Below are 24,846 nucleotides of genomic sequence, written 5' to 3' on the forward strand. Positions count from 1 at the left end.
ATCCGGTTGCTGTAAGGCCGACGCTCGCTCAGGACAACTCGTCGTTGATCTCCCGAACACGCGCCGCGCGACGGTTCGAGAACGGTTTCCACAGTCGCTTCTGAAGCCAGAACGTCAGGCAGCCGGCCATCGTCATGCCGACGATGTTGACCACGAGTTGCAGTGCGGAGCCGCGTACTTCGGACCACTCGGCGAACGCCGCGGCGAGCGCGAGATTGCCGGCCGCCGGAATCGTGGTGACCGAGATGAACACTCCGGCAAGGCCGCCGGTTCGCGCGGAGGTGATCGACAGCACGCCGGCTACCGCAGCCACGATCGCGACGATGAACGACCACTTGTCCGGCGAGTAGATGAAGTCTGTCTCGGGGTGATGAGTGATGTCGTCGATGCTGATCCAGCCCAGGCCGCGCGCGATCGCGGATAGTGCCAGCGTCGCCACCATCGCGACGGCGAACCCGATCGTCAGTGTGCGGGTGGCCATCCAGAACAGGTTTGGGCGGCAGAGCACCACGCCCACGCACATCGCGATGATCACCCCGAATTCCGGACCCAGCACCATCGCGCCGATGGTGAGGATCTGCGAGTCGAGAACCACCGCGATGGCCGCGAGGGTCGTCGCCAGGATCATGAACCCGAGGTAGGTGAAATTGAGTTCGGAGTCGCCGTAGGCGCGCAGGCCCACTTGCGGCCACACCACAGCATCCGACCCGAAGCCGGGTGCGCGACGGTCGGCCTCGAGTGCCTGCCGCGAGATGAACGCCTCGACTTCTTCGACCCGGAGACACCCGTCGCTGTCGACGCCGAGTTCACGGATCGCGGCGATGAGATCGTCGGCGGCCTCGCGAGCGACGTCGACCTTCACCAGGTCGCCCACCGGACGCAACGACGCCCCCCGCACGACGGCGATCGAACTGACCGCTTCGTCGTCGGTCACGAGTTCGAGAACGCCGTCGGTGACGTGACCGGGGCAGGACAGTTCGAGATGCAGCACGTCTGTATTGTGCCGCGTCCCTCACTCTTTCGACGTGTGCCGAGCCGGGTCGGTGTCAACAGCACTCTCGGCCATCGTCTTGATCCGGTTCAGTCGGCGATCCCAGCCGCGGGCGATATCGTCGAGACGCCGGGCTACTCCCGACAGGCGAGACCCGACCGCCTCGTGTCGGATCTCCCGCCCGACCCGGACGGGTGTGACCAGTCCGGCATCGGTGAGCACACGGATGTGTTTCGCGATCGCCTGGCGGGAGATCGGGAGTTCGGTGGCCAGGGTCGAGGCCGACGCGGGCTCGCGGCCGAGGCGCACCAGGATCTCCCAGCGGCTGTCGTCGGCGAGCGCGGCGAAGACCTCGACCGTGGCGGCGTCGCTCTCAGGCACGGGACTCCTGCCGGGTGAGGTAGTCCCGGGCGAGCTCGAGTTCGATGCGCCAGCCGTCCGTGTGGTCGTCGAACCGGGAGCGTCGATCGGCCTCCGTGTCGTCGAGGGAGTCGAACCCGCTCTCGGCGACCTTCAGTATCACGCCAGAATCCGTTGGGGTGATCCAGAATTCGACGACTGTCGAGGTGCTCTGCGGGTTGTCGGCGTCGATGAGCCACTGGAATGCGGCGTACCGCGGTTCGTCGAGTTCGACGACTCGCATCGCGAACGAACCATGCGTCGGATCGTGGACGACCGTGACCTCGCCGCGCACCTCGATCCGGTGCTCGGTGATCTCCTTGTCGTTGATGTACCAGCCCGGTTCGGACACCAGCTCCCAGACGCGTTCCGGCGGGGCGTCGATGCTGATCTCTCGTTCGATGCGGTCGTAATCGGCGGTCGTCATGAGAACTCCTCGTCGTGGATTCATGTGCAACTCCATGGTTGCACCATCGCACATGAAGTGCAACCCCTTGATTGCAGTTAGTCGTCGTGTCTCACCAAGGGCTTCGAGGCTCGTCGACTTCGAGACGCCCCATGCTCGTACCTCGCATGGGCTCCTCAGCCCGGCGGCTTGCGCTCCTCACACCTCAGCCACCGGAATCGGACTCACGACGCAGCGGCAAGGGTCGTCAGGCGACCAGATCGGCCAGACGTCGAACGGCGAACTCATAGCCGCGAATGCCGTAGCCGGCGATGACGCCGGACGCGATCGGCGACACGTAGGAGTGGTGGCGGAAGGGTTCGCGGGCGCCGACGTTGCTGATATGGACCTCCATGACCGGGACCTCGGGGATGACCAGCGCATCCGCCAGCGCGACCGAGGTGTGCGTCCACCCGCCCGGGTTGATCACGATGCCGCAGATCTGGCCGACGGATTCGTGAATCCAGTCGATCATCTGACCCTCGTGATTGGTCTGGGCGGCGCGCAGACCGAAACCGAGGTCGGCGGCGGTGCGCTCGGCGAGGTCGACGACGTCGGCCAGCGTCGAGGCGCCATAGACCTCCGGATCACGGATGCCCAGGGTGTTCAGGTTCGGCCCGTTGAGCAGCAGAATCGGGAGCGGCTCGGCATTCTCCGCAGTACGGTCGGCGTCGACGTCGTCGGACATGGCACCAAGCGTAGTTGCCCGCGAGACATCCGGGCGCACCCGTCCCGGCAGGTCCGGCATGAGCGCGGGGCTACCATCTCTCTTTGTGCCATCAGCCCCGACCGTGAGACGAGCCAAACTCGTCGCGATCGTCACCGGTCTGCTCGGGCTGTTCATGGCGCTCGCCACCCCGCTGATGCCGGTCAAGCAGACGACCGCCGAGATCAGCTGGCCGCAAGAGGGGCAGATCGGGTCGGTGTCGGCCCCCCTGATCAGCTATGTCCCGATCGACCTGGACTTCTCGGTGCCCTGCTCGGCCGTCGACCGTCTTTCCGGCGACCAGTCGGTACTGCTGTCGACCACGCCGAAACAGGCCGAGAAGAGCGGCGAGCGCGGCCTGTTCATCCGCGTCACCGGGACGCCGGATCAGCCCGCCGATCGTCGCACCGTGGAAGTCGTCAACCGCAATGTGCCGCTGGCGTCGGCGACCCTGGCCGACGTCCGGTCGCAGGACTGCCGGGAGATCGTGGTGCACGCGGACGCCGACGACGTGTCGGCGGAGTTCGTCGGCATGCGCGGCCCCGACGGGCAGCCGCTCATGGGGTCGACGTCCACCAAGGACCAGTACGAGTACTTCCCCGACCAGCGACCGCAGGTGACCGGCCTGTTCACCGATCTGTCGGGCCCGGCCGCCGACGTCGCCGGACTCAGCGCGCACGTCACCATCGATTCCCGATACAACACGGCGCCGACGGTGCTGAAGTGGCTGGTCGTGATCGTCGGCGTCATCGCGACGCTGTTGTCGTTGGCTGCACTGGCCGTGCTCGACTCCACCGACGGCCGGCGCCATCGGCGCTTCCTGCCGGCCCGATGGTGGCACCTCAACGCGCGCGACTATGTGGTGATCGGCGCGCTCGTCGTCTGGCACATGATCGGCCCCAACACGTCCGACGACGGGTACCTGCTGACGATGTCGCGGGTCGCCCAGCACACGGATTACACCGCGAACTACTTCCGTTGGTTCGGTGCACCAGAGGCACCGTTTGGCTGGTACTACCAGGTGTTCGGGCTGCTCAGCCATGTCTCCGTTGCCAGCCCGTGGATGCGGCTGCCCGCGCTGATCTGCGGCATCTTGGTGTGGCTCATCGTCAGCCACGAGGTCCTGCCGCGCCTCGGACGTGCGGCACTCACCCGGACGTCGGTGAACTGGACCGCCGCCTTCGTCTTCCTCGCGTTCTGGTTCCCGTTCAACAACGGCCTGCGGCCCGAGCCCATCATCTGCCTCGGCGCACTGCTCACCTGGTGCTCGGTGGAACGAGCCATCGCCACGGGCCGACTGCTCCCGGCTGCGGTGGCCTGTCTCATCGGCGCGTTCAGCCTGGCGGCCGGGCCGACCGGCGTGCTCGCGGTGGCCGCCCTGATCGCCGGCGCACGGCCGATGATCATGGCGCTCATCAAACGGGCCCGCGCCATCGGCAACGGGGCGTGGTCGTATGTCGCGTTGATCGCGCCGATCGTAGCCGCCGGGACCTTCGTCGTCTTCGTCGTGTTCTCCAATCTGACGCTGCGATCATTCCTCGAGGCGTCGACGATGAAGAGTGCGATCGGACCGTCCCGACACTGGTTCAGCGAGATCGACCGCTACAGCGCGCTGTTCGCGTTCTCCGCCGACGGCTCGATCGCGCGTCGCTTCGCGGTTCTGACGATGATCATCGCGATGGTCGTGTCCGCGGCCGTGCTGATCCGCAAATCGCGCATCCCGGGAACGGCTTTGGGTCCGTCGCGCCGGATCGTCGGCATCACCTTCGCGTCGCTCGTCTTCCTGATGTTCACGCCGACCAAGTGGACCCATCACTTCGGTGTGTTCGCTGGGCTCGCCGCCGCTTTGGCCGCGATCGCCGCCATCGCGGCGAGCCACCAGGCCATGCATTCGCGGCGCAATCGCACGCTGTTCGCCGCACTCGTGCTGTTCATCACCGGCGTCGCCTTCACCGCGCCGAACTCGTATTACTACTACTCGTCCTGGGGCATGCCGTGGGGCATCAGCCAGGTCACCATCGGCGGGCTCATGCTGGGGCAGCTGCTGCTCTACGCATCGCTGCTGTTGCTCTTGGTTGCCCTGTGGTTCCACTTCCGCGAACCGTTCACCGGGACCGATCCGGCGGACGAGACCGCGGCCCCCACACATGCACGCGCGTACCGACGTCTTGGCAGCTCGATGGCGGCAGCGCCCCTGGCCTACGTCGCCGCGGCCGTGGTCGTCTTCGAGATCATCACCGCGGTGTTCTCCGGGATTCACCAGAGCAGTTCGTTCTCGACGCCGCGGTCGAACCTCGAGGCGCTCGCCGGCCACGAATGCGGCATGGCCGACATGGTGTGGGTCGAGGAAGACCCCAACCGCGACATGCTCACGCCCGTCGACGCCACCCTGGCCAATCCACTCGGTGGTCCCTCACCGGCGCCGGGTACCAATCTCGCGCCGGGCACCGTCGGCTTCTCCCCCGACGGCGTCCCCGACGACCTGTCGAGCACCGCAAGTGAGGGCTCGCTCGGCGTGCTGGCCGGCAACGTGGCGGGCTCGCCCGACGTCCTCAACTCCAACCCCGGCGCCACCGGCGGCGGCGATCCGCTACCGGTCGCGGGGGTCAACGGAAGCCATGTGCCGCTGCCGTTCTTCCTCGACCGCGCGCGGACCCCGGTGATGGGCAGTTACTCGCTCACCGATCAGGTCCCGGCCCGACTCACCTCGGGATGGTATGCGCTGCCACCGAATTGGCGTGACCGACCACTGTTGACGATGTCGGTGGCCGGCGAATACGACAACCCCAATCTCACGCTGCAGTACACCTCCGACCCGATCGGACCGGCCACCCGCGACGCCGACCTCAAGCCTGCAGGCGACACCGAACTCATCGATCCGGGACCGCGCCCGTCGTGGCGAAACCTGCGCTACAACACCGACGAACTCCCGCCCGACACCACTGCCGTGCGCATCGTCGCGACCGACGACAATCTGTCCGAGGACCGGTTCATCGTCGTCACCCCGCCTCGCCTGCCGAAGATGAAGACCCTGCAAGACGTCGCCGGGCGTGAGGATCCGGTCCAGGTGGACTGGACGTCGGGTCTGGCGTTCCCGTGTCAGCGTCCGTTCTCCCACAATGTGGGCGTGGCGGAGATTCCGCAGTGGCGGATCAAGCCGGGCGCCGACCTCGCCGCCGCCGTCTCGGCGTGGCAGGACTCGTTCGGCGGCGGACCGCTCGGCTGGCTCGAGGTGTCCCAGAAGCCGACGGCGCTTGCCACCTACCTACAGGGCGACATCGGACGCGATTGGGGAGCGCTCGAACGCTACGACCCGTACGGCGGCGTCACGACCGAAGCCGACATCCAGACCGGTACCGCGGTCCGCAGCGGGCTGTGGAGCCCGGCGCCGATCCGGCAGTAGCGGCTTCCCCGCCGGCTGTGGTGCGAGGAGCGACCTCCCGCTGGCTGAGGTATGAGGAGCGCTAGCGACGAGCCTCGAAGCCCCTGGCGAGGCGACGACTGGACTCACCAGCTCACGCGGTGTCGTCGCCGCGCTCGCCGAGGCGGAGATGTTCGATATGGTAGATCGCCTCGTCGAGCAGCGACGCAACGTGTGAGTCGTACAGGCTGTAGATGATGCTGCGCCCCTGACGGGTCCCCACCACCAGACCGAGCGCTCGCAACAGACGCAGTTGATGCGAGACGGCCGGCTGTTCCATTCCGACCGCCTCGGCCAGATCGGTCACCGAGCAGGGCTCTTGCCGCAACTGCGTGAGAATCAGCAAGCGATTCGGCGACGCCAGCGCCTGCAGCGTCTCGGCGACGGTGGCCGCGGCCGCAGGGTCGAGTGGGCCGCTCGGCGTCGACCTTCCCTGCACTCCATGGCCCATGAATGCAGTCAACCACATCCCTAATATATGTACATATCTACATGTGTATTCTTCTACATATGTCTGAGGCGACACTCCTGTCCCCCTCGCGAGCTGTCACCACCGGCGACTCGGGACGCCGCTGGTGGTCGGACGTCTGGGCGGTGCGCTCGGTGCGGTGGGCGACGGCCGCGACCGTCCTGTTCGTCTGCGGACTGGTGATGCAGGTGGCCGGCGGGCCGAACTGGCTGATGTGGACGCTCTACCTGGCGTGTTACGCCACGGGCGGATGGCAGTCCGCGCGCGACGGTCTGACCGCGCTTCGTCACCGGATAATCGATGTCGACCTGCTGATGATCGTCGCTGCCATCGGCGCCGCCGCGATCGGACAGATCTTCGACGGCGCGCTGCTGATCGTCATCTTCGCCACGTCGGGCGCCCTCGAGGACGTGGCCACCCGGCGCACCGAGGACTCCGTACGCAACCTGCTCGACCTCGCACCCGATCAGGCCACCCGAATCGATGCCGATGGCACCGAGACCACGGTCGACGCAGCAAGGTTGACGGTTGGCGAAGTGATCGTCATCCGGCCGGGAGAGCGGATCGCGGCCGACGCCACGGTCCTCGACGGCGCCAGCGACGTCGACCAGTCCTCCATCACCGGCGAGCCACTCCCGGTGGCAAAGGCGATCGGCGACACCGTCTACGCCGGAACCCTCAACGGCACCGGCGCATTACGCGCGCAGGTGGGAACCGACCCCGAGGCCACCGTGGTTGCACGTATCGTCGCGATGGTCGGCGAGGCAAGTGCGACCAAAGCGACAACGCAACTGTTCATCGAGAAGGTCGAGCGCGTCTACTCGATCGCGGTCGTTGCCGCCACCGTGGCGCTGTTCGCGATCCCACTGGCCACGGGCGCCGAGCTACAGCCAACTCTGTTGCGCGCCATGACCTTCATGATCGTCGCGTCGCCATGCGCCGTCGTGCTGGCCACCATGCCGCCGCTGCTCTCGGCGATCGCCACCGCAGGCCGACGCGGCGTCCTGGTGAAATCCGCTGTGGCCATGGAAAAGCTGGCCGACATCGATCTGGTCGCCCTGGACAAGACCGGCACCATCACGACCGGACAGCCCGTCGTGACCGACATCGTCGCCCTCGACGAAACCCACGACCCCGACCAGGTCCTCGCAATCGCTGCCGCCGCCGAGAACGACAGTGAGCATCCGCTGGGTCGCGCCATCGTCGAAGCCGCAGCTCAACGGGAGATCAGGGTGGCCGCGGTCGCCGACTTCGCTGCGCTACCGGGGCGAGGGGTGCGTGCGTCACTCGATGGCCGGACGGTCGAAGTCCTCAACGCCACACAGATTTTCGGAGACTCGCGCGTCAGCCGCTCGCGCGTGCGCATCGACGACGCCGGCGGAACCAGCGTGGCAGTCCTCGACGACGGACACCCGATCGGTGTCATCGGCTTGCACGATCGAATCCGGCCCGAAGCCGCGTCCGCCATCTCCACACTGACCTCGGTGACCGGCAGCACCCCGATCATGGTGACCGGCGACAACAAGGCGGCCGCTCAATCCATTTCGCCGGCAGTCGGTATCGACGAAGTCCGCGCCGATCTCTTGCCGCAGCACAAGGTCGACGCGGTCCGCGACCTCCAGGGCCGGGGATCCCGAGTTGCTGTGGTCGGCGACGGCATCAACGACGCACCTGCCCTCGCCACCGCGGACATCGGAATCGCCATGGGCCACATGGGCGCCGACCTCGCTCTGGCCACCGCCGACGTGGTGATCGTCCGCGACGACCTCGACGCCGTACCCGCACTGCTGGCCCTTGCCCGACGCGCACGGCGGGTGGTCATCGCCAACCTCGCCATCGCCGCGACCTTCATCGCGGTCCTGGTTACCTGGGATCTCGTCGGCCATCTACCGTTGCCACTCGGCGTGGCCGGACACGAGGGCTCGACAATCCTGGTCGCACTCAACGGACTTCGCCTGCTGTCACCGCGGGCGTGGCCGACCCGTGACCGCCCGGCTCCTGTTGGTTGAGGCGCCGTCCTGAGCTTGGATCCGTGGAAGGCAGAGCTGGGCCCGAAATTCCGCTGCCTGAGGTGCGACGAGCGCTAGCGAGGAGCCTCGAAGGCCTGGTGACCGTCGTTACATGGTCGCCGAATTGCCTTGTCTCACCAGCCCTTCGAGGCTCTCGGCTAGCGCCTCGAGCACCTCAGGGAGCGGAGTTGGGCCGGTCTGCGTCCTTGCGGTCATCGTTCGACACGCTTCCACGGATCCGGGCTGAGGAGCGAGCTTCACGAAGGGAGCGAGCCAGGGAGCCCAGGTCCCCTTCCGCCGGCTGAGGCGTCGCCCTGAGGAGCGAGCTTGCGAGCGTCTCGAAGGGTGCGAGCCTGCGAGCCTCGAAGCCCTTGGTGACATGAATATGGTTGTCTCACCAGGCCCTTCGAGGCTCGTCGCTGGCGCTCCTCGCACCTCAGGGAGCGGGTGGCGCTGCACGGTCAACGGTTGGGGACGCACGATCAACGGTTGGGGACGCACGATCAACAAGGTTGAGGTCAGTTCTTGACCGCGCGCATCGGTCCGGGTGTCCACCAGCCCCAGTGGACGTCCTCGGTGAGGTCGATCTGGGCGGGCACTTGCGGTTTCAGCGGAGTCAGTTGCTGCAGACTGCCCCAGTCCTTGGCCCAGTCGTTGCGGAGATAGGCCGGCAGGACGGTCGGGCGCAATTCGTTCTCCACGATGCCGAGCGGGCCGCCGTAGTCACCGGCCATCCAGCGGCGCGAGTTCACGCGCTCGCCTTCGGCGTCGGGGGTGATGCGCCACATCGGGGTCTCCAGAACCCCGTTGTGGACCGACGCCGGACGCTGGCACGGGAAGGCGAAGGCCACCTCCCAGTCGAGCAGCACCGGATCTTCGCCACCGACAAGCGAATTCAGCGTCACCAGGTTCGACACCCGGGGCGGTGTGACGGCCAGCCACTGCGCTTGGTCGGCCGAGGTGTCGTCGGCGACGACGCGCACCACCGTCGCGCGCGGCGGCGCCTGGTCCAGCGGGAAGCGCAGGTTGCGCCACTCGGGTGCGGCGTCGAGGTCGAGCGGGATCATCGATGCAACGGTGGTGACCCGACCGTCCGGCTCGACCCGGCCGAACTCGAGCCGCAGCTTCTGACCCGGATGGCGCACGGCGAGTTCGTCGATGTACTCGACTTTTCCGGCCACCGACATGGTGACAAGCGGACGGTCCGCGCCCCGCGCCGGGAGTTGGTACCAGTCGGACTGCAGGTGGCCGAGACCCGTTGGGGTCCCGTAGGTTCCCAGCACCGGGACCAGTTGCGGGTTGAGGCCGAACGGAAGTTTGACCATCGACCCGTTCACGCCCTTGGACGTGGTTGTCCCGCCGCCGGTGTCGGCGGAACCGGCGGTGCCGCTGGGTTCCTGCTGTGCCGCATTCGGATCGGTCTGGGTGCGGTCGACCTCGGTGTTCTCGTTGTCGTCGCCCTCCGAGTCGCTTTCCAGGTGCGACGACACGCCATTGGGGTCGAATCCGACCATGCCACGTCCGGCCAGCGCTGCACCGGGAGACGAATTGTTCTGCCCTGCAACGCGAGCCGGTGCCAGCAGACCCGTGTTGGGGTCCTTCTCGACGAGGACCGCGTCGGCCAGGGCGCATGGGTTCCCGCGCATCGCGTCGACGTTGGAACTCGCCCACGACCACGAATCACGCTGGGTGGAGATGGCTTTCGCGAACGACACGAAGGTGAAGGCGAGTACGACGGCGGAGATGATCGCCAGCGAGTACGTCGGTACGCGACGGAGCAGCCGATGGGTGCGCCCCGCATCGTGCACCGAGAAGGCGGGCACCTCACCGCGTTCGGCCAGCCGGTCGTCGCGGTAGTACTGCCAGGCTCCGTACAGGGTCAGTCCGACGGCAACCAGAAGGATCGGCACATATAGTCCTATGCCGCGCACGTTGGGCGTGTCGTCACCCCACGGGATGCCGTAGCTGCCGACGTACCACCATTGGTTGCGCCCGGCGAAGGTCACTGCGAGCGCGTACGCGGCTGCCGCCGCGACAAACGTGCGATTGCAGCGTCGTCGCATCACCGAGGGCTCCAGCAGAGCGGTCGCCGCAGCCGCCAGAACACCGGTGAGACAGGCGAAGGCACCCATCTGGTGGGTCGCCTTGGTGGGCACGAACGCGAGCACCGCCACCGCACCCGAGGTCACCGCGACCAGACGCCACAGCGGTGCGCTGGCAATCCGCGACACGCGACGCTTGCTCAACAGCGTGAGCACGATGATGATCACCGCGAGGATCGTGACGAAGATGCCCACCCGGCGTGCGATCGAACCGTCCGGCGTCGGGTTCAACAGGATGTAGTAGCGCATCGCCTCGGTCCACCATTTGTTGGTGGGGCCCACGATGCCCTGTACCTCGACGCCCTCCATGATCGACGCGAGCGACTGGTCGGCGAAGATCTCGAACAGCACCGCGAATCCGGCCGCCAGCAGTGGCACCAGGGTCGGCAGATATCCGTCGCGTCGGCCTCGTTCGCGGAGGCGCTTGAGGATCGGGCGCAGTGCCGCCAGCACTGGCAGCACCGCGATGGCGCCGGCCGGATGAATCGTGAGAGTGAAGGCGGCGGAGATGATGCCAAGGCTCAACGGGAACAGGCGGCCGGTGGCGACGGCCCGCTCCACCAGGACCCAGGTCAGCAGGATGCCCACCGACAGTGCGGGTTCGACCCGCAGACCGTTGTTGAACGGCAGCCACACCGCGAGGAAGCCGAGGCCGGCGGCCCAGATCGCGGCGTTGGAGGTACTCACCGCCCGGCCGAGCCGGGGGATCGCGGCACGGCTGATGAGGAACCAGCCCGCCAGCGCAAACAGGAACGGCAGCAGCCGAAGCCACGGTGTCGCGGTGCTGACCTGCATCCAGAGGGACAGGTACTGGTAGTGCCAACCGAACGGGTCCTGTGGCGCACCGAAGTAGCGGTAGTAGTTGTCGAGATACCCCGCACCGGGCGCCACACGTCCGACGGTGACCTGGTAGCCGTCGTCGGCCGTGTTGCCGCCGATGAGCATCCAGACCAGCAGAACTCCACCGACCACGACGTCGACCAGCCGTGGGCGCCACCACCGCGCGGGCAGCAGCTTTCGCAGTCGACGGCCGTCTCGCGCGTCGAGCACGGCGAGTGCGATCAACGACGCAAGCGTGCAGAGGATGCCGGCGATGAGCGCAAGACCCTTGAGGGTGGTGGGGCTCGTGCTGAACCGGGTGTCGATCGTCGACCGGTAGGAAAGCCCTTCGGTCGACGCGGTTCTCGGGAGGTCGGTGTACACGCCGATGATCTGCGGGCGCGCATTGGGATCGGCGAGGTCGAAACTCGTCACCCCGGCGTCGGACGTCATCCCCTCGACCGCGCCGCGCGTGCCGCTGGTGTCGGAATGAATGACGATGCGACACTGCGGGTTCTGCTGCGCCTGCGCGCGCGGAACACTGAGCAGTACGGCGTTGCGCTGGGTGACGTTGAGTCGCTCTGCGGTCGCCCGGACGAACAGTCCGACGGTGCCTGCCTCGGCGCCGTTCTCTGGCACCGTCGACAACAGCACGCCGCCCGCGGCCGGTAGTTGCGCACCGAGCGCACAGGGCACCGAGATGTCCATCGACACCGGCACATACGCGACGTTGGGCGCGGCGACGTTGCGCACCACGGGATTACCGGCCGCGTCCTCTTGCGGCCAGTTGAGTTCGGCCTTGGTATAGGACACCGGGAGGAACGGCGCGGAGAAGGCAAGCAGCACACCGAGAAGTCCGGCGACAACCGCGACAATGCGTGCAATTCGGAGACGTTGGTCAGTCATCCTGCGGCACCACCCTGATCGGTCCCGAGCGGCTCACGCCCCACGTCGTCTTCTCCCCCGTCGTCACCCGAGCCGGCGACATCTCCAGCGGGGTCAGCCGCTGCAGCCCACCCCAATCCCGATACCAGTCGTTGTCCAAGTAGGTCGCCACGGTGCCGGCGGTGGTCAGCGCCTCGGAGGTGGTGAGGATGCCGCCGTTGATCGCCGCCTGCCAGGTCTTGGACTTCGAGTTGGTGGTGACCTGATCGGGCACGATCCGCCAGGACGGCACCTCCATCACGCCGTTGCGGGTCGCCATCGGACGCTGGCACGGGAACTGGCTGCCCACCGAAAGGTCGAGCAGCACCGGCGTTTCCGAGCCGACGACGTCTTGCAACGTCTTCACCTGCGGGGCCCGGGGCGGTGTGAACGCGAGCCACTCGTCGGGGCTCACGTTGTTGTCCTCCGCGACGATCCGCATGGCGGTCGCCCCGGCGGGCACCGCGTCCATCGGGATACGCAGGTTGCGCCACGGGCGGTTGGGCCGGACCGGTCCCGGATCGATCGGTACATAGCCGGGACCCATCGGGACGAACGAATTCCCCTCGGCCCGACCGAACTGCACCTTCAACGACCGCCCCGCCTGCGGAACCCCGTCCTGGTCGACCGAGAACACCGGACCCGCAGCGGTGATCACCAGCAGTGGCGACGAATCCTTGGGCGGCAGCCGGTACCAGTCGGAGGTGAGTTCGGCGGTCTCGTTGTCGTGTCCGTAACTGCCCAGCACGGGCGTGGTTTCGGGCTTCAGACCGAACGGCAGTTTCACTCGGCTGCCGTTGACGCCGACCGGCCCGGAGCCGCCGATGGTTCCCGGCGGGCCACCGGACACCACGAACGGCCGAGACAGGTCGCCGGAGGTGTTGATGGTGCCCGCACCCAGTGATGTCGGATCGGGCAGCAGGTCGGGGGCAACGCCGTCGGGCGTGAAGCCGGTGGATTCACCGGCGAGGGCCTTGGAGATGTCGGTGGTCCCGACGGGTTGCAGCGCACCGCGATTCGGGTCGTCCTCGACGAGCACATCGTCGGCCATGCCGCAGGTGTTGCCGGCCAGCGCGTGAATGTTCGCGCTGAACGTCGTGTAGGTGTCGAGCCGGGTCGCGGCGGCCTTGGCGAACAGCAAGAGTTCGACGAGCACGAGTGCGGTGGCGATCACCAGCATCGGCGACGACGCGATCGCCGTCTGCCACCGCGATTCTCGTGCGTCGCGGACGACGCCGCGTTCGGCGTCCACGTCGATGCGGACGTGGAACCAGACCGCCACTGCAAGCGCAATCACGGTGAGCACCAACAGGATCGACGAGAGCTGGATGCCGGCGATAGTCGGTGCCTTGTCGAACCAGGCGATGCCGAAGTCGTAGGCCCAACCCCACGCGTTCTTGCCGGCCGCGGCCACCGCGCTGGCAAACAGCAACACGGCGATGTACATCCACAGGTTGCGCGGCGAGCGTCGGGCGGCCGACGCCACGGCCACCGTCGCGACCGCCGTCATCGCGGCCGCAACCCCGGCGTAGATGCCGAACTGGACCGTCCACTTGGTCGGCGTGAACGACAGCAGCAGCACCGTGAGCAGCACAGCGCCGATCAGCCGCCACACCGGTCCGCGGTCGACCCCCCGAATATGCTTGCGGCGCAACAGCACTGCCATCGTGACGAACAGCGCGGCGAGGAACAACAGGAGCGGGACGCGGCGGACGAGACTGCCGTCGGGCGTGGTGAGCGACAGGAAGTAGTACCGGAGCAGTTCCTGGTACCAGGCCAGCGTCGGACCGACCGTGTACCGGATGCGCAGTGCCTCGGCCATCGATCCGAGGGTCTGGTCGCGGAACACCACGATCACCACGACGGCTGCCGCTGCAGCGATCCCGGCCACCAGCGGCGCGACGCCGTGCTCGCCGCGTCGGCGGCGAATGATCCGCAGCATCGGACGCGACCCGGCGATCAGCAGGGCAATGGCGATGACGCCATGGGGTGCCAGCGCCACGGTGGCCAGCGCCGCCAGGGCGGCGCTCGCCGCCGGCAGCATGCGGCGCGTCGCGATCGCCTGCTCGACCCCCCACCAGGTGAGCAACGAACCCAGCACGATGATGCCCTCGCTGCGCAGGCCGCTGCACAACGGCATCCAGAACGCCACAAAGACCGCGGCCGCCGTCAGCATTGCCCACTGGGAGCGACGCACCGCACCACCGAGCCGCGGCAGCAGCACCCGGCTCAGGATGAACCACGACACCAGACCGGCCACCAGCGCGGGCAGCCGCATCCAGATGCCGGCGGTGGAGATCGTCGACCACTGGGCGAGAAAGCTGTAGTACCAGTCGAACGGTGCCTCGGGGATGCCGTGGAATCGGTAGTAGTTGGCCAGGAAACCGGCGTCGGACCCGTTGCGGCCCATGTTCAGGATGTAACCGTCGTCCGACGACCCGGCACCCAGGAAGTGCCACACCACGAGGACCGCGGTGACGGCGAGGTCGGCGACGCGGGGGCGGAACAGAAGACGCCAGTCGATCCGGCCGACGCGGCGGTGGTAGCCGCCCCGGACGTCGAGGACGGCGGTGGCGACGAAGGCCAGAACGGCGGCCACGATGCCGAGGATCATCACCAGCAGTTTGAGCACGGTGGGGCTGGTGTCGAATCGGTTGTCGATGTCGACGCGGACCGCGAGACCGTCGCGCACGGAGTTGCGGACCCCGATCGGCTCCATGTCCGTGAACACCCCGGACACCTGCGGCAGATCCGATGGGCCGGCCGAACCGGTGCGTCCGGCCCCAACCGCCCGCGCGTCGATCATGGTCGCGGTCGACCACACGTGCAGCCGCTCGGTGCGCGCCAGGTCGGCGCGCGGCACACGCAGCAGTTCTTTGCCCCGCAAGCTCACCAGGACGCCGTCGGGGCCGGTGGTCACGAACAGACCCTTGTCCATGGCGCCGGGCGCCTGCACAGGCATCGTCGACACCAGCACAAACCGTGCGGTACCCGCCCTGGGGGTGGTCTCGCCGTTCTCGACGGCCCGACGCAGCGTGGTACCGCCGATGGTGATGTCGAGACCTGCCGGGGTCTGCGTCACCAGGGGTGACACCACCGACGAGTCGGTCTCCTGCGGCCAGCTGATACTTGCCGTGTGCTCGGTGACCGGCAGCAGGGGCGTCAGGATCGCCGCCGCGACCGCGACTAACCCCGCGACCACGGCGGTCAGCGCCCAGCGGCGGCTCGTCGAGGTAGCGCCATCGGTTGGCGTTGCCGGGGTGTCGGCAGCGGCGGCAGAATCGGTGGTCATCAGTTGGTGACCCTAGTGGAGAGCGGAACGCTCGATCGGTACCGGTGGCAAACCTCGTCGCTGCGCTCGCCCTCTCACGGCCATCTGACCTACATGAGTAGGTGCTCTCAGGCATCTCGCTTACCATCAGACATCGTGCCTGTGACAGCCCCGACCTCTGCGTCAGCAGCAGATCAACCGACCGGCACCGATTCCGGTCGGGTCTCGGTGGGCACGGCCGCAACCGTGGCCATCGTCGCCGGTGTACTCGGTGTGATCCTGTGCGCGCTGACCCCGCTGCTGCCGGTGAAAGCCACCGACGCATCCTTCGACTGGCCGCGCAACCAGCCGCTTTCCGCCGATATCGCCTCGGTGACGGCCCCACTGATCGCCCAGACGCCGCGGAGCCTGGACGTCACCATTCCCTGTACGACGCTGAGGTCGACCATCCTTCCGGCGCTGCCTCGCGAGGGCGGCGTGATCCTGGCGACCATGCCGGCGAACGCCCCCAAGGCCAAGGCGTCGGCCTTGTTCGTCACGGCGACCGCAGACGCGGTGACCGTGACCTTCCGCAACACCGTCGCCGCGACGGCCTCCCGCGCCGACCTGGCGCGTTGCAGCGAACTTCGCATCTGGTCGGCCACCGGCGTCGGTGCGCAGTTCGTCGGGCTCGGATCCGCCCGCCCGACGGGTCTGCCGCCCGACAAACGCCCGCAGGTCGACGGCATCTTCACCGCCGTGCCCACCGCAGCTGTACGGGCCGCCACGGGCCTGGCCGTTCATGTACAGATCGACAACCGTTACGAGAGCTCGCCGTCGGTGCTGAAGCTGATCGTGATGGTGCTCGCGGTGCTGTGCGTGCTCGTCGCCCTCGTTGCGCTCTACCTGCTCGATCGGTTCGACGCGCCGACCGTTCGCCGACCGCATCGCACCGGCCCGTGGTGGTCGTCCCTGCGTCCTCGGCTGACCGACGTCGTAGTTACCGCAGTGCTTCTGATCTGGCTCCTCCTGGGCGCCGGCAGCCCCGACGACGGCTACATCCTCAACATGGGCCGCACGGCCGACGGATTCGGCTACCTCGCCAACTACTACCGCTTCTATGGCGTCCCCGAAGCGCCGTTCGACTGGTATTACAGCTTCCTCGCCCATTGGGCGGCGGTGTCGCCGTCGATCCTGTGGATGCACATCCCGGCCTTGATCGCGGGGCTGGCGTCGTGGTTCATCCTGAGTCGCGTGCTGCTGCCCCGGCTCGGTGCGACGGTTCGGTCGAGCGGTTGGGCACTCTGGGCGGCCGCGTTGACGTTCACCGCGTTCTGGCTGCCCTACTGCAGCGGCCTGCGCAGCGAGGGCATCATCGTGCTCGGGTCGCTGCTCACCTGGTGGGCCGCCGAGCAGGCCATCGACACACGACGCCTCCTCCCGGCGGCACTCGCCGCGATCGCGGCGACGTTCACCCTGGCTCTCGCGCCGCATGGCGTGATCGGCGTGGCCATCCTGCTGGTCGCTGCACGCCCGCTGCTGCACATCCTGCTGGACCGTCGTGATTCGGCCCGCTCGCTTCGCTCCCGGCGCCGGGAGGCGGGTGGCGGCATCACCGGCACCCTGGCGCTCATCGCTCCGATCGCAGCCGCCGGGATGCTGGTCATGGTGGTCGTCTTCCGCGATCAGACACTGGCGACGGTCGCCGAGGCGATGAAGCTGCGCTACCAGATCGGGCCGGTGATCGGCTGGCATCAGGAGTTCCTGCGGTACTACTTCATCACCGTTCCCACCGAGGACGGCGCACTCACCCGCCGGGTGCCGTTGCTGCTGCTGTTGGCCGGTCTGATCGTGACCGTCGCGGTGATGCTGCGGCGCGGCCGCATCCGTGGTGTCACGCCCGGTCCGGCGTGGCGCCTCGTCGGCGCCATCGGCGTCACGCTGCTGCTGTTCGCGTTCACCCCGACCAAGTGGACGGTCCAGTTCGGTGTGCTGGCCGGTCTCGCGGCGGCGATCGCGGCGACCGCAACGCTGGCGGTCGCCCAGTCGGCCGCGCGTTCGGCGCGAAACCTCACCGTGTTCGTGTCCGGCCTGTGCTTCGCCCTCGCCGCGGCGCTCGCCGGCTACAACGCGTGGCCGTTCGTCTACGAGTACGGCATCTCCTGGTTCGACCGCGCGCCGGTCATCGCCGGATACGGGGCGTCGACGATGTTCCTGATTCTCGCGATCATCACCGCCGCGATCGCGGTCTGGCAGCACCTGCGACTCGACTACGTCGAGAACAAGGGCCTGGCACACACCACCGACGGGCCGGGCGAGAGCAAAGCCGACCGCCGCCGCCTGTTCCTCGCGTCGTCGCCGATCGCGGTGATCGCCGGACTCATGGTGGTCGCCGAACTGCTCGTGTTCGCCAAGGCCGCGGTGACGCGCTATCCCGCGGTCACCGTGTTCTCCGAGAACGTCGACGCACTGCGGGGCAACAGCTGTGCAATGGCCGACGAGGTTCTGGTGGAACAGGATCCGAATGCGGGCATGCTGAAGCCGGCCGGCGGATTGTCGGCGACCGCTGCGCTCACCGGCACCGGTTCGGTGGGGTTCACCCCCGACGGGATTCCGCTGAACCTGTCGCCCGAACCGGGTAGTCAACGTCCGGGTCAGATGAATGTGGCGGCCAGTTTCGCCAAACCGTTCTCGATCACCGGCGGCCTGGGCGCGGGCACCACCGGCGGCGTCGGCCCGACGACCGTCAACGGCTCGAATGTGTTGCTGCCCTTCGGGCTCGACCCCAAGACGACTCCGGTGCTGGGTAGCTACGGCCACGTCGGTGAAGCGCGACTGACCACCGGTGCCTACGAATTGCCCACCAACAGAGCGGTTTCGCCGCTCCTGGTGTTCAGCACCGCGGGTGCGGTGTCGACCATCGACACCTTCGGGGTGCGCAACTTCGGCCAGAAACTCGTTGTGCAGTTCGGCAGGCCGGGACCCGGTGGCACCTTCGTCCAGGTCGGCCCCGACGTGCTGCCGATCGATCCGGGACCGGTGATCACCAACCGGTCGTGGCGCAATCTCCGAGTGCCGCTGGCCGCGGCACCGCCCGCGGCGTCGTTGATGCGACTGTCGTTGCTGGACAACAACCTCGGGCAGTACCAGTTCATCGGCATCACGCCGCCGCGCGCGCCACGACTGCAAAGTCTGCAGGCCGTCGTCGGGTCCGCGGCGCCGACGCTGATCGACTTCAGCGCGGCCGCGCACTTCCCATGTCAGCGACCGATGCAGGTGTCGCACGGCGTCGCCGAGGTGCCGCAGTGGCGCATCCTGCCCGACTACCCGCTCGCCAACTCTCAGTCCAAGACGTGGCAGGCCGCGAGAGACGGTGGCCTGCTGTCGATCTCGGAGTCCATGACCACACCGCAGGCGGTCTCGACCTATCTGAAGGACGACTGGGCGCGCGACTGGGGTGCGCTGGAACGACTCACCCCGCTGGCGACGGGGGCACCGCCGGCACGTGTGGAGACAACGCAGATGACGCAATGGGGTTGGTCGCGAAGCAGTTCGATCAGGGTGGAGCCGCAAGCGGATGAGTGAGCCAACCACGACCATGGGGTCCACCGAAGACGCGAAGCCGCGCAACTACCGCAACATCAAGATCGCCGCAGTCCTCACCGGTCTGCTGGGATTCCTGATGGCGATCGTGACCCCGCTGCTTCCGGTGAATCAGACCACCGCGGAACTCAACTGGCCGCAGGGTGACACCGTCTCGGATGTCGCGGCTCCGCTGGTGTCCTATGTGCCGATCGACATGGACGTGACGGTTCCGTGTTCGTTGGCCACCCGGTTGCCGGCGGCTGGCGGTGTGCTGCTGTCGACCATCCCCGAACAGGGCCAGGATTCCGCTGCCCGGGGTCTGTTCGTCCGGGCCACCGCCGATACCCTCACGGTCACCGACCGCGACGTCGTCATCCTCAACACCCCGCGGGCAGCTGCGCAGTCGAACCCGCAATGCCGCATCGTCTTCCACGCCGACGGCAGCGGCGTCACCGCACGATTCGACAATGTCGCCGCCACCCCGGCCAACGGCCAGGTGACCTTCTCGATCCCCGACCAGGAGATGCGACCGCAGATCGTCGGCATCTACAGCGATCTGCCGGCCGACGCCGCGCGCGATGGACTGTCGCTGCACGCCACCATCGACACCCGATACGTGAGCACGCCAACGGCACTCAAGCTGACGGTGATCATCCTCGGCATCCTCATGACCATCGGATCGCTGGTGGCTCTCGGCATGCTCGACCAACGGGATGGTCGGGGACACCGGCGATTCCTGCCGTCGGGTTGGTGGACCATCCGCGGTCCGGACGTCGCAGTGTTCCTGATTCTCGCCTTCTGGTGGTTCATGGGGGCCAACACGTCCGACGACGGATACAACTTCATCGTCGGGCGGATCACCGGCGAAGCAGGCTACGCCGACAACTATTTCCGGTACTTCGGCGTCCCACAGGACCCGTTCGGCTGGCATTTCCAGGTGATCTCGGCGATGAGTCACGTCAGCCTGTCGGCACCCTGGATGCGGCTCCCCGCGTTCCTGCTGGGGCTGTTGGGCTGGTTGCTGATCAGCCGTGAGGTCATTCCCCGGCTGGGCCGGGCCGTACGCAACAGCACACCCGCGGTGTGGTCGGCGGCATTCGTTTTCCTCGCAATCTGGTTGCCGTACAACAACGGTCTGCGTCCCGAACCCGCCGAGGCCGTCGGCGCGCTGCTGACGTGGTGCTGCGTCGAACGTGCCATCGCCACGCGGCGACTGCTCCCCTACGCGGTGGCGGTGGTCGCGGCCGCGTTCACCCTCGCACTGGCACCCGGCGGCCTGATGGCGGTGGCCGCACTGCTGGCGGGCATCCGTCCGATCATCAAGACCCTGGTGAGCCGACGGCGTCGTGATGGGTTGCTGCCCATGCTCGCACCGATCCTGGCCGCCGGAACGGCCGTGCTCTTCCAGATCTTCGCCGACCAACCGTTGATGCCCTTGGTCGCGGGTAACCAGGTGGCCACCGACGTCGGTCCGACGCTGGAATGGTGGCAAGAGCCGGTGCGCTACTACTACCTCATCCTGCCGACCGCCGACGGCACCCTCGCACGACGCTTCGGCGTGCTGACGATGATCCTGTGCCTGGTGGTCGTGCTGCTGCGACTGCTGCGTCGCGAACATCCGAACGGCGTTGCGCGCGCCCCGATCTGGCGGCTCGTCGCGGTCACGCTGGGCACCATGTTCTTCATCTCGTTCACCCCGACCAAGTGGACTCACCACTTCGGCGTGTACGCGGGCATCGCGGCCGGCCTGGCCGCGGCGGCCGGTGCGATGATGGCGCCGGCGATCCTGCGCTCGCGACGCAACCGCACCTTCTTCGCCGCGGCGGTACTCGCGGTCACCGGCATGTCCTTCGCCGGGACCAACGGGTGGTGGTTCGTCGGCAGTTTCGGCGTGCCGTGGTGGGATCGTCCGCCGTCGATCGGTCCGATCAAGCTGGGCTGGACCTTCCTGGTGTTCGCGGTGATCACGGCCCTGGTTGGCCTGTGGTTCCACTTCCGCGACGACTACGTCGACGAACAGACCAAGACCGGCCACTCCCAACACTGGTACTCGAAGCTCAAGTTCTCACCGCTGCCGGTGATCGCCGGCTTCGTGGTGCTGTTCATGGTCGCCTCGTTCATCAAGGGCGCCTACGAGCAGCGCGACTCCTGGTCGTGGGCAAAGTCGAATGCCCGTGCACTGACCGGAAATTCGTGCGGACTCGCCAACGACGTGCTCGTCGAGGCCGACCCCACCGCCGGGGTGCTCGCACCCGCGGCGGTCGACGGTCGGCAACCGCCTACCGTCTCCGCAGCGCTATCCGGTCCGCGCGCAACCGGTTTCACACCCGACGGCGTGCCCGACCGGTTGTCCGTCGACGCCACCGAGGGTCAGGATTCGACCACCTCGGCGCAGAACACCGCGCAGACCGGCGCAGGCGCCGATGAAGCCTCCGACGAGGAGAACGCGTCCGCGCAGGGCGGCACCGAGGGCGGCAAGGGTGGTGTCCGCGGCGTCAACGGCTCCACCGTCCGACTGCCTTTCGGGCTCGACCCGGCAAAGACCCCGGTGCTCGGCTCGTACGGATCTCCTTCGGGCACAGCGTCGTTGACCACCGACTGGTATCAACTGCCGCCCCGCGATGCCGACGCCCCGCTCCTCACCGTCGCGGTGGCCGGATCGGTCGAGGCCGTCGACGGTATCGGCGTCGTCCATCCGGGCCAGAAGGTGGTGGTCCAATACGGTCGCGTCGACGCGTCGGGCAAGGTGATCCCCGTGGGCATCCGGACCCCGATCGACGTTGCCGAGGCCCCGATCTGGCGCAACCTCCGATACCCGTTGTCGGACGCGCCGGGTGGAGCGACAGTTGTACGTGTCGTCGTCGAGGACACGTCAGCCGCACCCGCCGAGTGGGTGGCCATCACTCCACCCCGGGTGAGCCGACTCGGCACCCTCAACGAGGTTGTCGGGACCACCGATCCGGTCTTCATCGACTGGCTGCCCGGATTCGTGTTCCCGTGCCAGCAGCCGATGAAGGTCGCCAACGGTGTCCTCGAGGTGCCCAAGTGGCGCATCATGCCCGACGCCGAGGCCACCCGGAAGAACAGCCAGACCTGGATGTCCGGAAAGGCCGGTGGCCCACTGGGTATCACCGAGGCGATGCTGTATCCGACGCTGCTGCCCACGTACCTGCGCAACAACTGGGGCCGCGATTGGGGTGGGCTGCAACGCTTCACCGAGATCGCACCGGCACCACCGGCGCAGTTGGAGATCGGCACCGCCCGACGGTCGGGCATGTACGACCCGGCCCCGATGCGATCGAGCGGGTACTGACCCCCGACCACTCGCTGACGGCGGGGCCGTTACCCCGCCGTTATCAGCGTCTCGGTTGAGTTGCCGTCGTGCTGCGGGCATGGGGTCCAGGAGCGTCGGCGGCTTAGCGTCGAACCATGACGTCATTCACCGCACCCGGACTGTCCGCCGACGCCGCCACCGAGGTGACGAGCATCCTGCAGGAACGCCTCAGCGCGCTCAACGACCTCCATCTCACACTCAAGCACATCCACTGGAATGTGGTGGGCGCCAACTTCATCGGCGTGCACGAGATGATCGATCCGCAGGTCGAACTGGTGCGCGGCTACGCCGACACCGTCGCCGAGCGCATCGCCACCCTCGGTGCCTCGCCCAACGGCACGGCCAAGGCCATCGAGGACGACCGCACCTGGAGCGACTACTCGATCGGACGCGACACCGCGCAAGCTCATCTCGGGGCGCTGGATCTCGTCTACGACGGCTTCGTCGGCTCTCATCGCGATGCCATCGCCAAGACCGGCGACCTGGACCCGATCACCGAGGACATCCTCATCGGGCAGACCGCCGAACTCGAGAAGTTCCAATGGTTCGTGCGCGCACACCTGGAGAGCTACACCGGGGAACTCGCCAACGCCGGCGCCACCTCCGAATCCGCCGCTGCCGACGCCGCACGCACGGCCGGCGCAGACTCATGACAAGCCACATCGCAGGTGATGCCGGGGTGTCCGCTCCCCCGGCATCGCCGACTCCCGAGATCGATGAAGAACGCAGTATCGTGGGGCTTCTCCTGGCCATCGCCTTCACCGTATGGGCGCTGCTCGTGGCCGTGGGCCTGCTGGGCTCGATCTGGCTCGCCGTCACAGTGGTCGGAGTTTTTGTTAGCCTGGCTATGGGCGCTTTTGTCGCCCTGTCCAGGATGTGAAGCCGAGGCGCGTCCGTCGCATCGATCGGAGCGCACTCCCGCTCTGACGGGAGGTTCTCGTGACCGACACCCGAGGCTTCACCCTGTTCGACGATCTGGAGCTCCACATGCAGTTCGCGCCGGTCTGCCGGCTGTCCGACGGCGCCCTGGCCGCGGTCGAGTTGCAGGTTCGGGGGCCGTCCGGAACCCGGCTGGGGACTCCCGAAGCGCTGCGTCGGGCCGCGCGCGTCGTCGAGGAGCACGCCGTGCTCGACCAGCGCAAACACCAGATGTCGCAGTCTGCTCGCGCGCAGTCTGTCGCCAAACTGCTGCCCATGCTGGTTTCTCTCGATCTCGACCTCATCGGCGACCTCGACCACACGACCGCGGCGACGCTGGAGCGCCACGTCATGGTGGTCATGCCGGACGCGGTGACCCGAAGCCCGCAGCGGACGCTCGCGCGAGTCGCCCGGGCTCGAGCCGCAGGCAAGATCATCTGCGTCGACGGGCTGACCCGCAACGATCACGCTGCCACCCTGCTGTCACTGGTGGAGCCCGACATCATCGTCACCGGACGCGACGTGTTGCGAACGCCTGCCACCGCAGACGCCGCATATCTGGCGCATTCGTTGGCGGCGCATCGTGAACGCAGTCATGCCGTCATCATCGCCGAGGGTGTCGACGACGAAGCCCGCCGCGTCACCGCACTCACGATGGGCGCCGAGTTCGGTATCGGAGCCCTCTTCCCAGCGGTGGAGGACCCCACCGTCCTTGCATCCGGAACCGTTGTGCCGCTTCCGGAGATGCCGGTCTGGTCGACGCCCGACTCCGACCACTCCACGCCCTACGCCATCGCATCGGCCGCCAACACACCGCGACGCGGCGACAAACGACTCCTCATCGAGATGAGCAAGGCGCTCGAACATCAAGCGGCGGTGGGCGGAGCGTCAATTGTGTTGGGCACCTTCCAATATGCCGAACACTTCACCGCCCGCACCGCGACCCGATGGCGCGACATGTCCGAACGCACCGGGCTGGCCGGCGTGTACGGCGTCGGGCTGCCCGACGTCCGGGACGGCAACGTGCATCGCGCGCCGCTGCGGCCCGACGACGAGCTGATCGAAGAGTGGAACGTCGCCGTCCTCGGACCACATTTCGCCGCACTGCTCTCGGCCCGCGATTGCCACACCGGCGGCCCGGATCTGCAGCGCGGCTTCGACTTCGTCCAGAGCTACGACCGGCTCACCGTCACGCAGGCGGTGCACTCGATCCTGCGTCGTTTCGCCTGAATCGAGTCAGCGACGCACCCGCCGACGTCGTCGGCGATCGTGGCGGCAGGAAGGTTGGGGTCAGGGGCCGGTGGCCAGGATCGGGCCCCTGACGGTGGTCGTCCGGGTATGTCCCGGAAGCGAACGCTGACGGGCCCGATCTCAGTCACCGGTCATCGGTCGTCGGGCGTCGCGTTCCCCCGAACGCGACGCCAGGCACCTGCGCCCACAAAATCTAGGGGACGAAACTTCCTCCCCTACCGTT

Annotated in this window: 14 protein-coding genes; 7 read left to right on the top strand and 7 right to left on the bottom strand. The window is 67.6% G+C overall.

From position 1 onward, the window contains the following. Nucleotides 1-28 precede the first annotated feature (28 nt). The 4 genes from ACWDTF_RS22340 to aroQ all read right to left on the bottom strand — a co-directional run bounded on the left by ACWDTF_RS22340 (nucleotide 29) and on the right by aroQ (nucleotide 2,523). Nucleotides 29-991, bottom strand: coding sequence for a DUF389 domain-containing protein (locus ACWDTF_RS22340; RefSeq protein ID WP_449755085.1), 963 nt, complete (start codon nucleotides 989-991; stop codon nucleotides 29-31). A gap of 21 nt (nucleotides 992-1,012) precedes the next feature. Continuing rightward, complete coding sequence (locus ACWDTF_RS22345; RefSeq protein WP_240857885.1) at nucleotides 1,013-1,372, bottom strand: ArsR/SmtB family transcription factor; 360 nt, start codon at nucleotides 1,370-1,372, stop codon at nucleotides 1,013-1,015. Beyond that, on the bottom strand, nucleotides 1,365-1,817 hold the full coding sequence (locus ACWDTF_RS22350) for an SRPBCC domain-containing protein (RefSeq protein ID WP_240857884.1): 453 nt from the start codon (nucleotides 1,815-1,817) through the stop codon (nucleotides 1,365-1,367). The genes ACWDTF_RS22345 and ACWDTF_RS22350 overlap by 8 nt, the downstream gene beginning before the upstream one ends. Before the next feature lie 226 nt (nucleotides 1,818-2,043). Then, the gene (gene aroQ / locus ACWDTF_RS22355) at nucleotides 2,044-2,523 is read right to left on the bottom strand and encodes a type II 3-dehydroquinate dehydratase (RefSeq protein WP_240857883.1); all 480 of its coding nucleotides are present in this window, start codon (nucleotides 2,521-2,523) and stop codon (nucleotides 2,044-2,046) included. Nucleotides 2,524-2,608: 85 nt separating this feature from the next. Between aroQ and ACWDTF_RS22360 the strand changes: the two genes are divergently transcribed. Continuing rightward, nucleotides 2,609-5,944, top strand: a complete 3,336-nt coding sequence (locus ACWDTF_RS22360) for an arabinosyltransferase domain-containing protein (RefSeq protein WP_449755086.1) — start codon at nucleotides 2,609-2,611, stop codon at nucleotides 5,942-5,944. A gap of 112 nt (nucleotides 5,945-6,056) precedes the next feature. Here the strand turns inward: ACWDTF_RS22360 and ACWDTF_RS22365 are convergent, their stop codons facing one another. Further along, on the bottom strand, nucleotides 6,057-6,413 hold the full coding sequence (locus ACWDTF_RS22365) for an ArsR/SmtB family transcription factor (protein WP_240857881.1): 357 nt from the start codon (nucleotides 6,411-6,413) through the stop codon (nucleotides 6,057-6,059). Nucleotides 6,414-6,472: 59 nt separating this feature from the next. Here ACWDTF_RS22365 and ACWDTF_RS22370 point away from each other — a divergent pair, with 59 nt between their 5' ends. Beyond that, complete coding sequence (locus ACWDTF_RS22370; protein WP_240857880.1) at nucleotides 6,473-8,440, top strand: heavy metal translocating P-type ATPase; 1,968 nt, start codon at nucleotides 6,473-6,475, stop codon at nucleotides 8,438-8,440. A gap of 518 nt (nucleotides 8,441-8,958) precedes the next feature. Here the strand turns inward: ACWDTF_RS22370 and ACWDTF_RS22375 are convergent. After that, nucleotides 8,959-12,267: an arabinosyltransferase domain-containing protein gene (locus tag ACWDTF_RS22375; RefSeq protein WP_449755087.1), complete on the bottom strand. Its 3,309-nt coding sequence runs from the start codon at nucleotides 12,265-12,267 to the stop codon at nucleotides 8,959-8,961. Continuing rightward, nucleotides 12,260-15,577: an arabinosyltransferase domain-containing protein gene (locus ACWDTF_RS22380; protein ID WP_449755088.1), complete on the bottom strand. Its 3,318-nt coding sequence runs from the start codon at nucleotides 15,575-15,577 to the stop codon at nucleotides 12,260-12,262. Before ACWDTF_RS22380 ends, ACWDTF_RS22375 begins: the two co-directional genes overlap by 8 nt. 135 nt (nucleotides 15,578-15,712) lie before the next feature. Here ACWDTF_RS22380 and ACWDTF_RS22385 point away from each other — a divergent pair, with 135 nt between their 5' ends. The 5 genes from ACWDTF_RS22385 (at nucleotide 15,713) to ACWDTF_RS22405 (ending at nucleotide 24,602) form a co-directional block, all read left to right on the top strand. Continuing rightward, on the top strand, nucleotides 15,713-19,120 hold the full coding sequence (locus tag ACWDTF_RS22385; protein WP_449755089.1) for an arabinosyltransferase domain-containing protein: 3,408 nt from the start codon (nucleotides 15,713-15,715) through the stop codon (nucleotides 19,118-19,120). Next, the gene (locus ACWDTF_RS22390) at nucleotides 19,113-22,433 is read left to right on the top strand and encodes an arabinosyltransferase domain-containing protein (RefSeq protein ID WP_449755090.1); all 3,321 of its coding nucleotides are present in this window, start codon (nucleotides 19,113-19,115) and stop codon (nucleotides 22,431-22,433) included. Before ACWDTF_RS22385 ends, ACWDTF_RS22390 begins: the two co-directional genes overlap by 8 nt. A gap of 116 nt (nucleotides 22,434-22,549) precedes the next feature. Next, nucleotides 22,550-23,107 carry a Dps family protein gene (locus tag ACWDTF_RS22395; protein WP_355277506.1) on the top strand — a complete coding sequence of 186 codons (558 nt, stop codon included), beginning with the start codon at nucleotides 22,550-22,552 and terminating at the stop codon, nucleotides 23,105-23,107. Next, nucleotides 23,104-23,334 carry a hypothetical protein gene (locus ACWDTF_RS22400; RefSeq protein WP_355277503.1) on the top strand — a complete coding sequence of 77 codons (231 nt, stop codon included), beginning with the start codon at nucleotides 23,104-23,106 and terminating at the stop codon, nucleotides 23,332-23,334. Before ACWDTF_RS22395 ends, ACWDTF_RS22400 begins: the two co-directional genes overlap by 4 nt. 59 nt (nucleotides 23,335-23,393) lie before the next feature. Beyond that, complete coding sequence (locus ACWDTF_RS22405; protein ID WP_449755091.1) at nucleotides 23,394-24,602, top strand: DICT sensory domain-containing protein; 1,209 nt, start codon at nucleotides 23,394-23,396, stop codon at nucleotides 24,600-24,602. The last annotated feature ends 244 nt before the right edge of the window (nucleotides 24,603-24,846 follow it).

The organism is Gordonia sp. NPDC003422, from assembly GCF_053588675.1.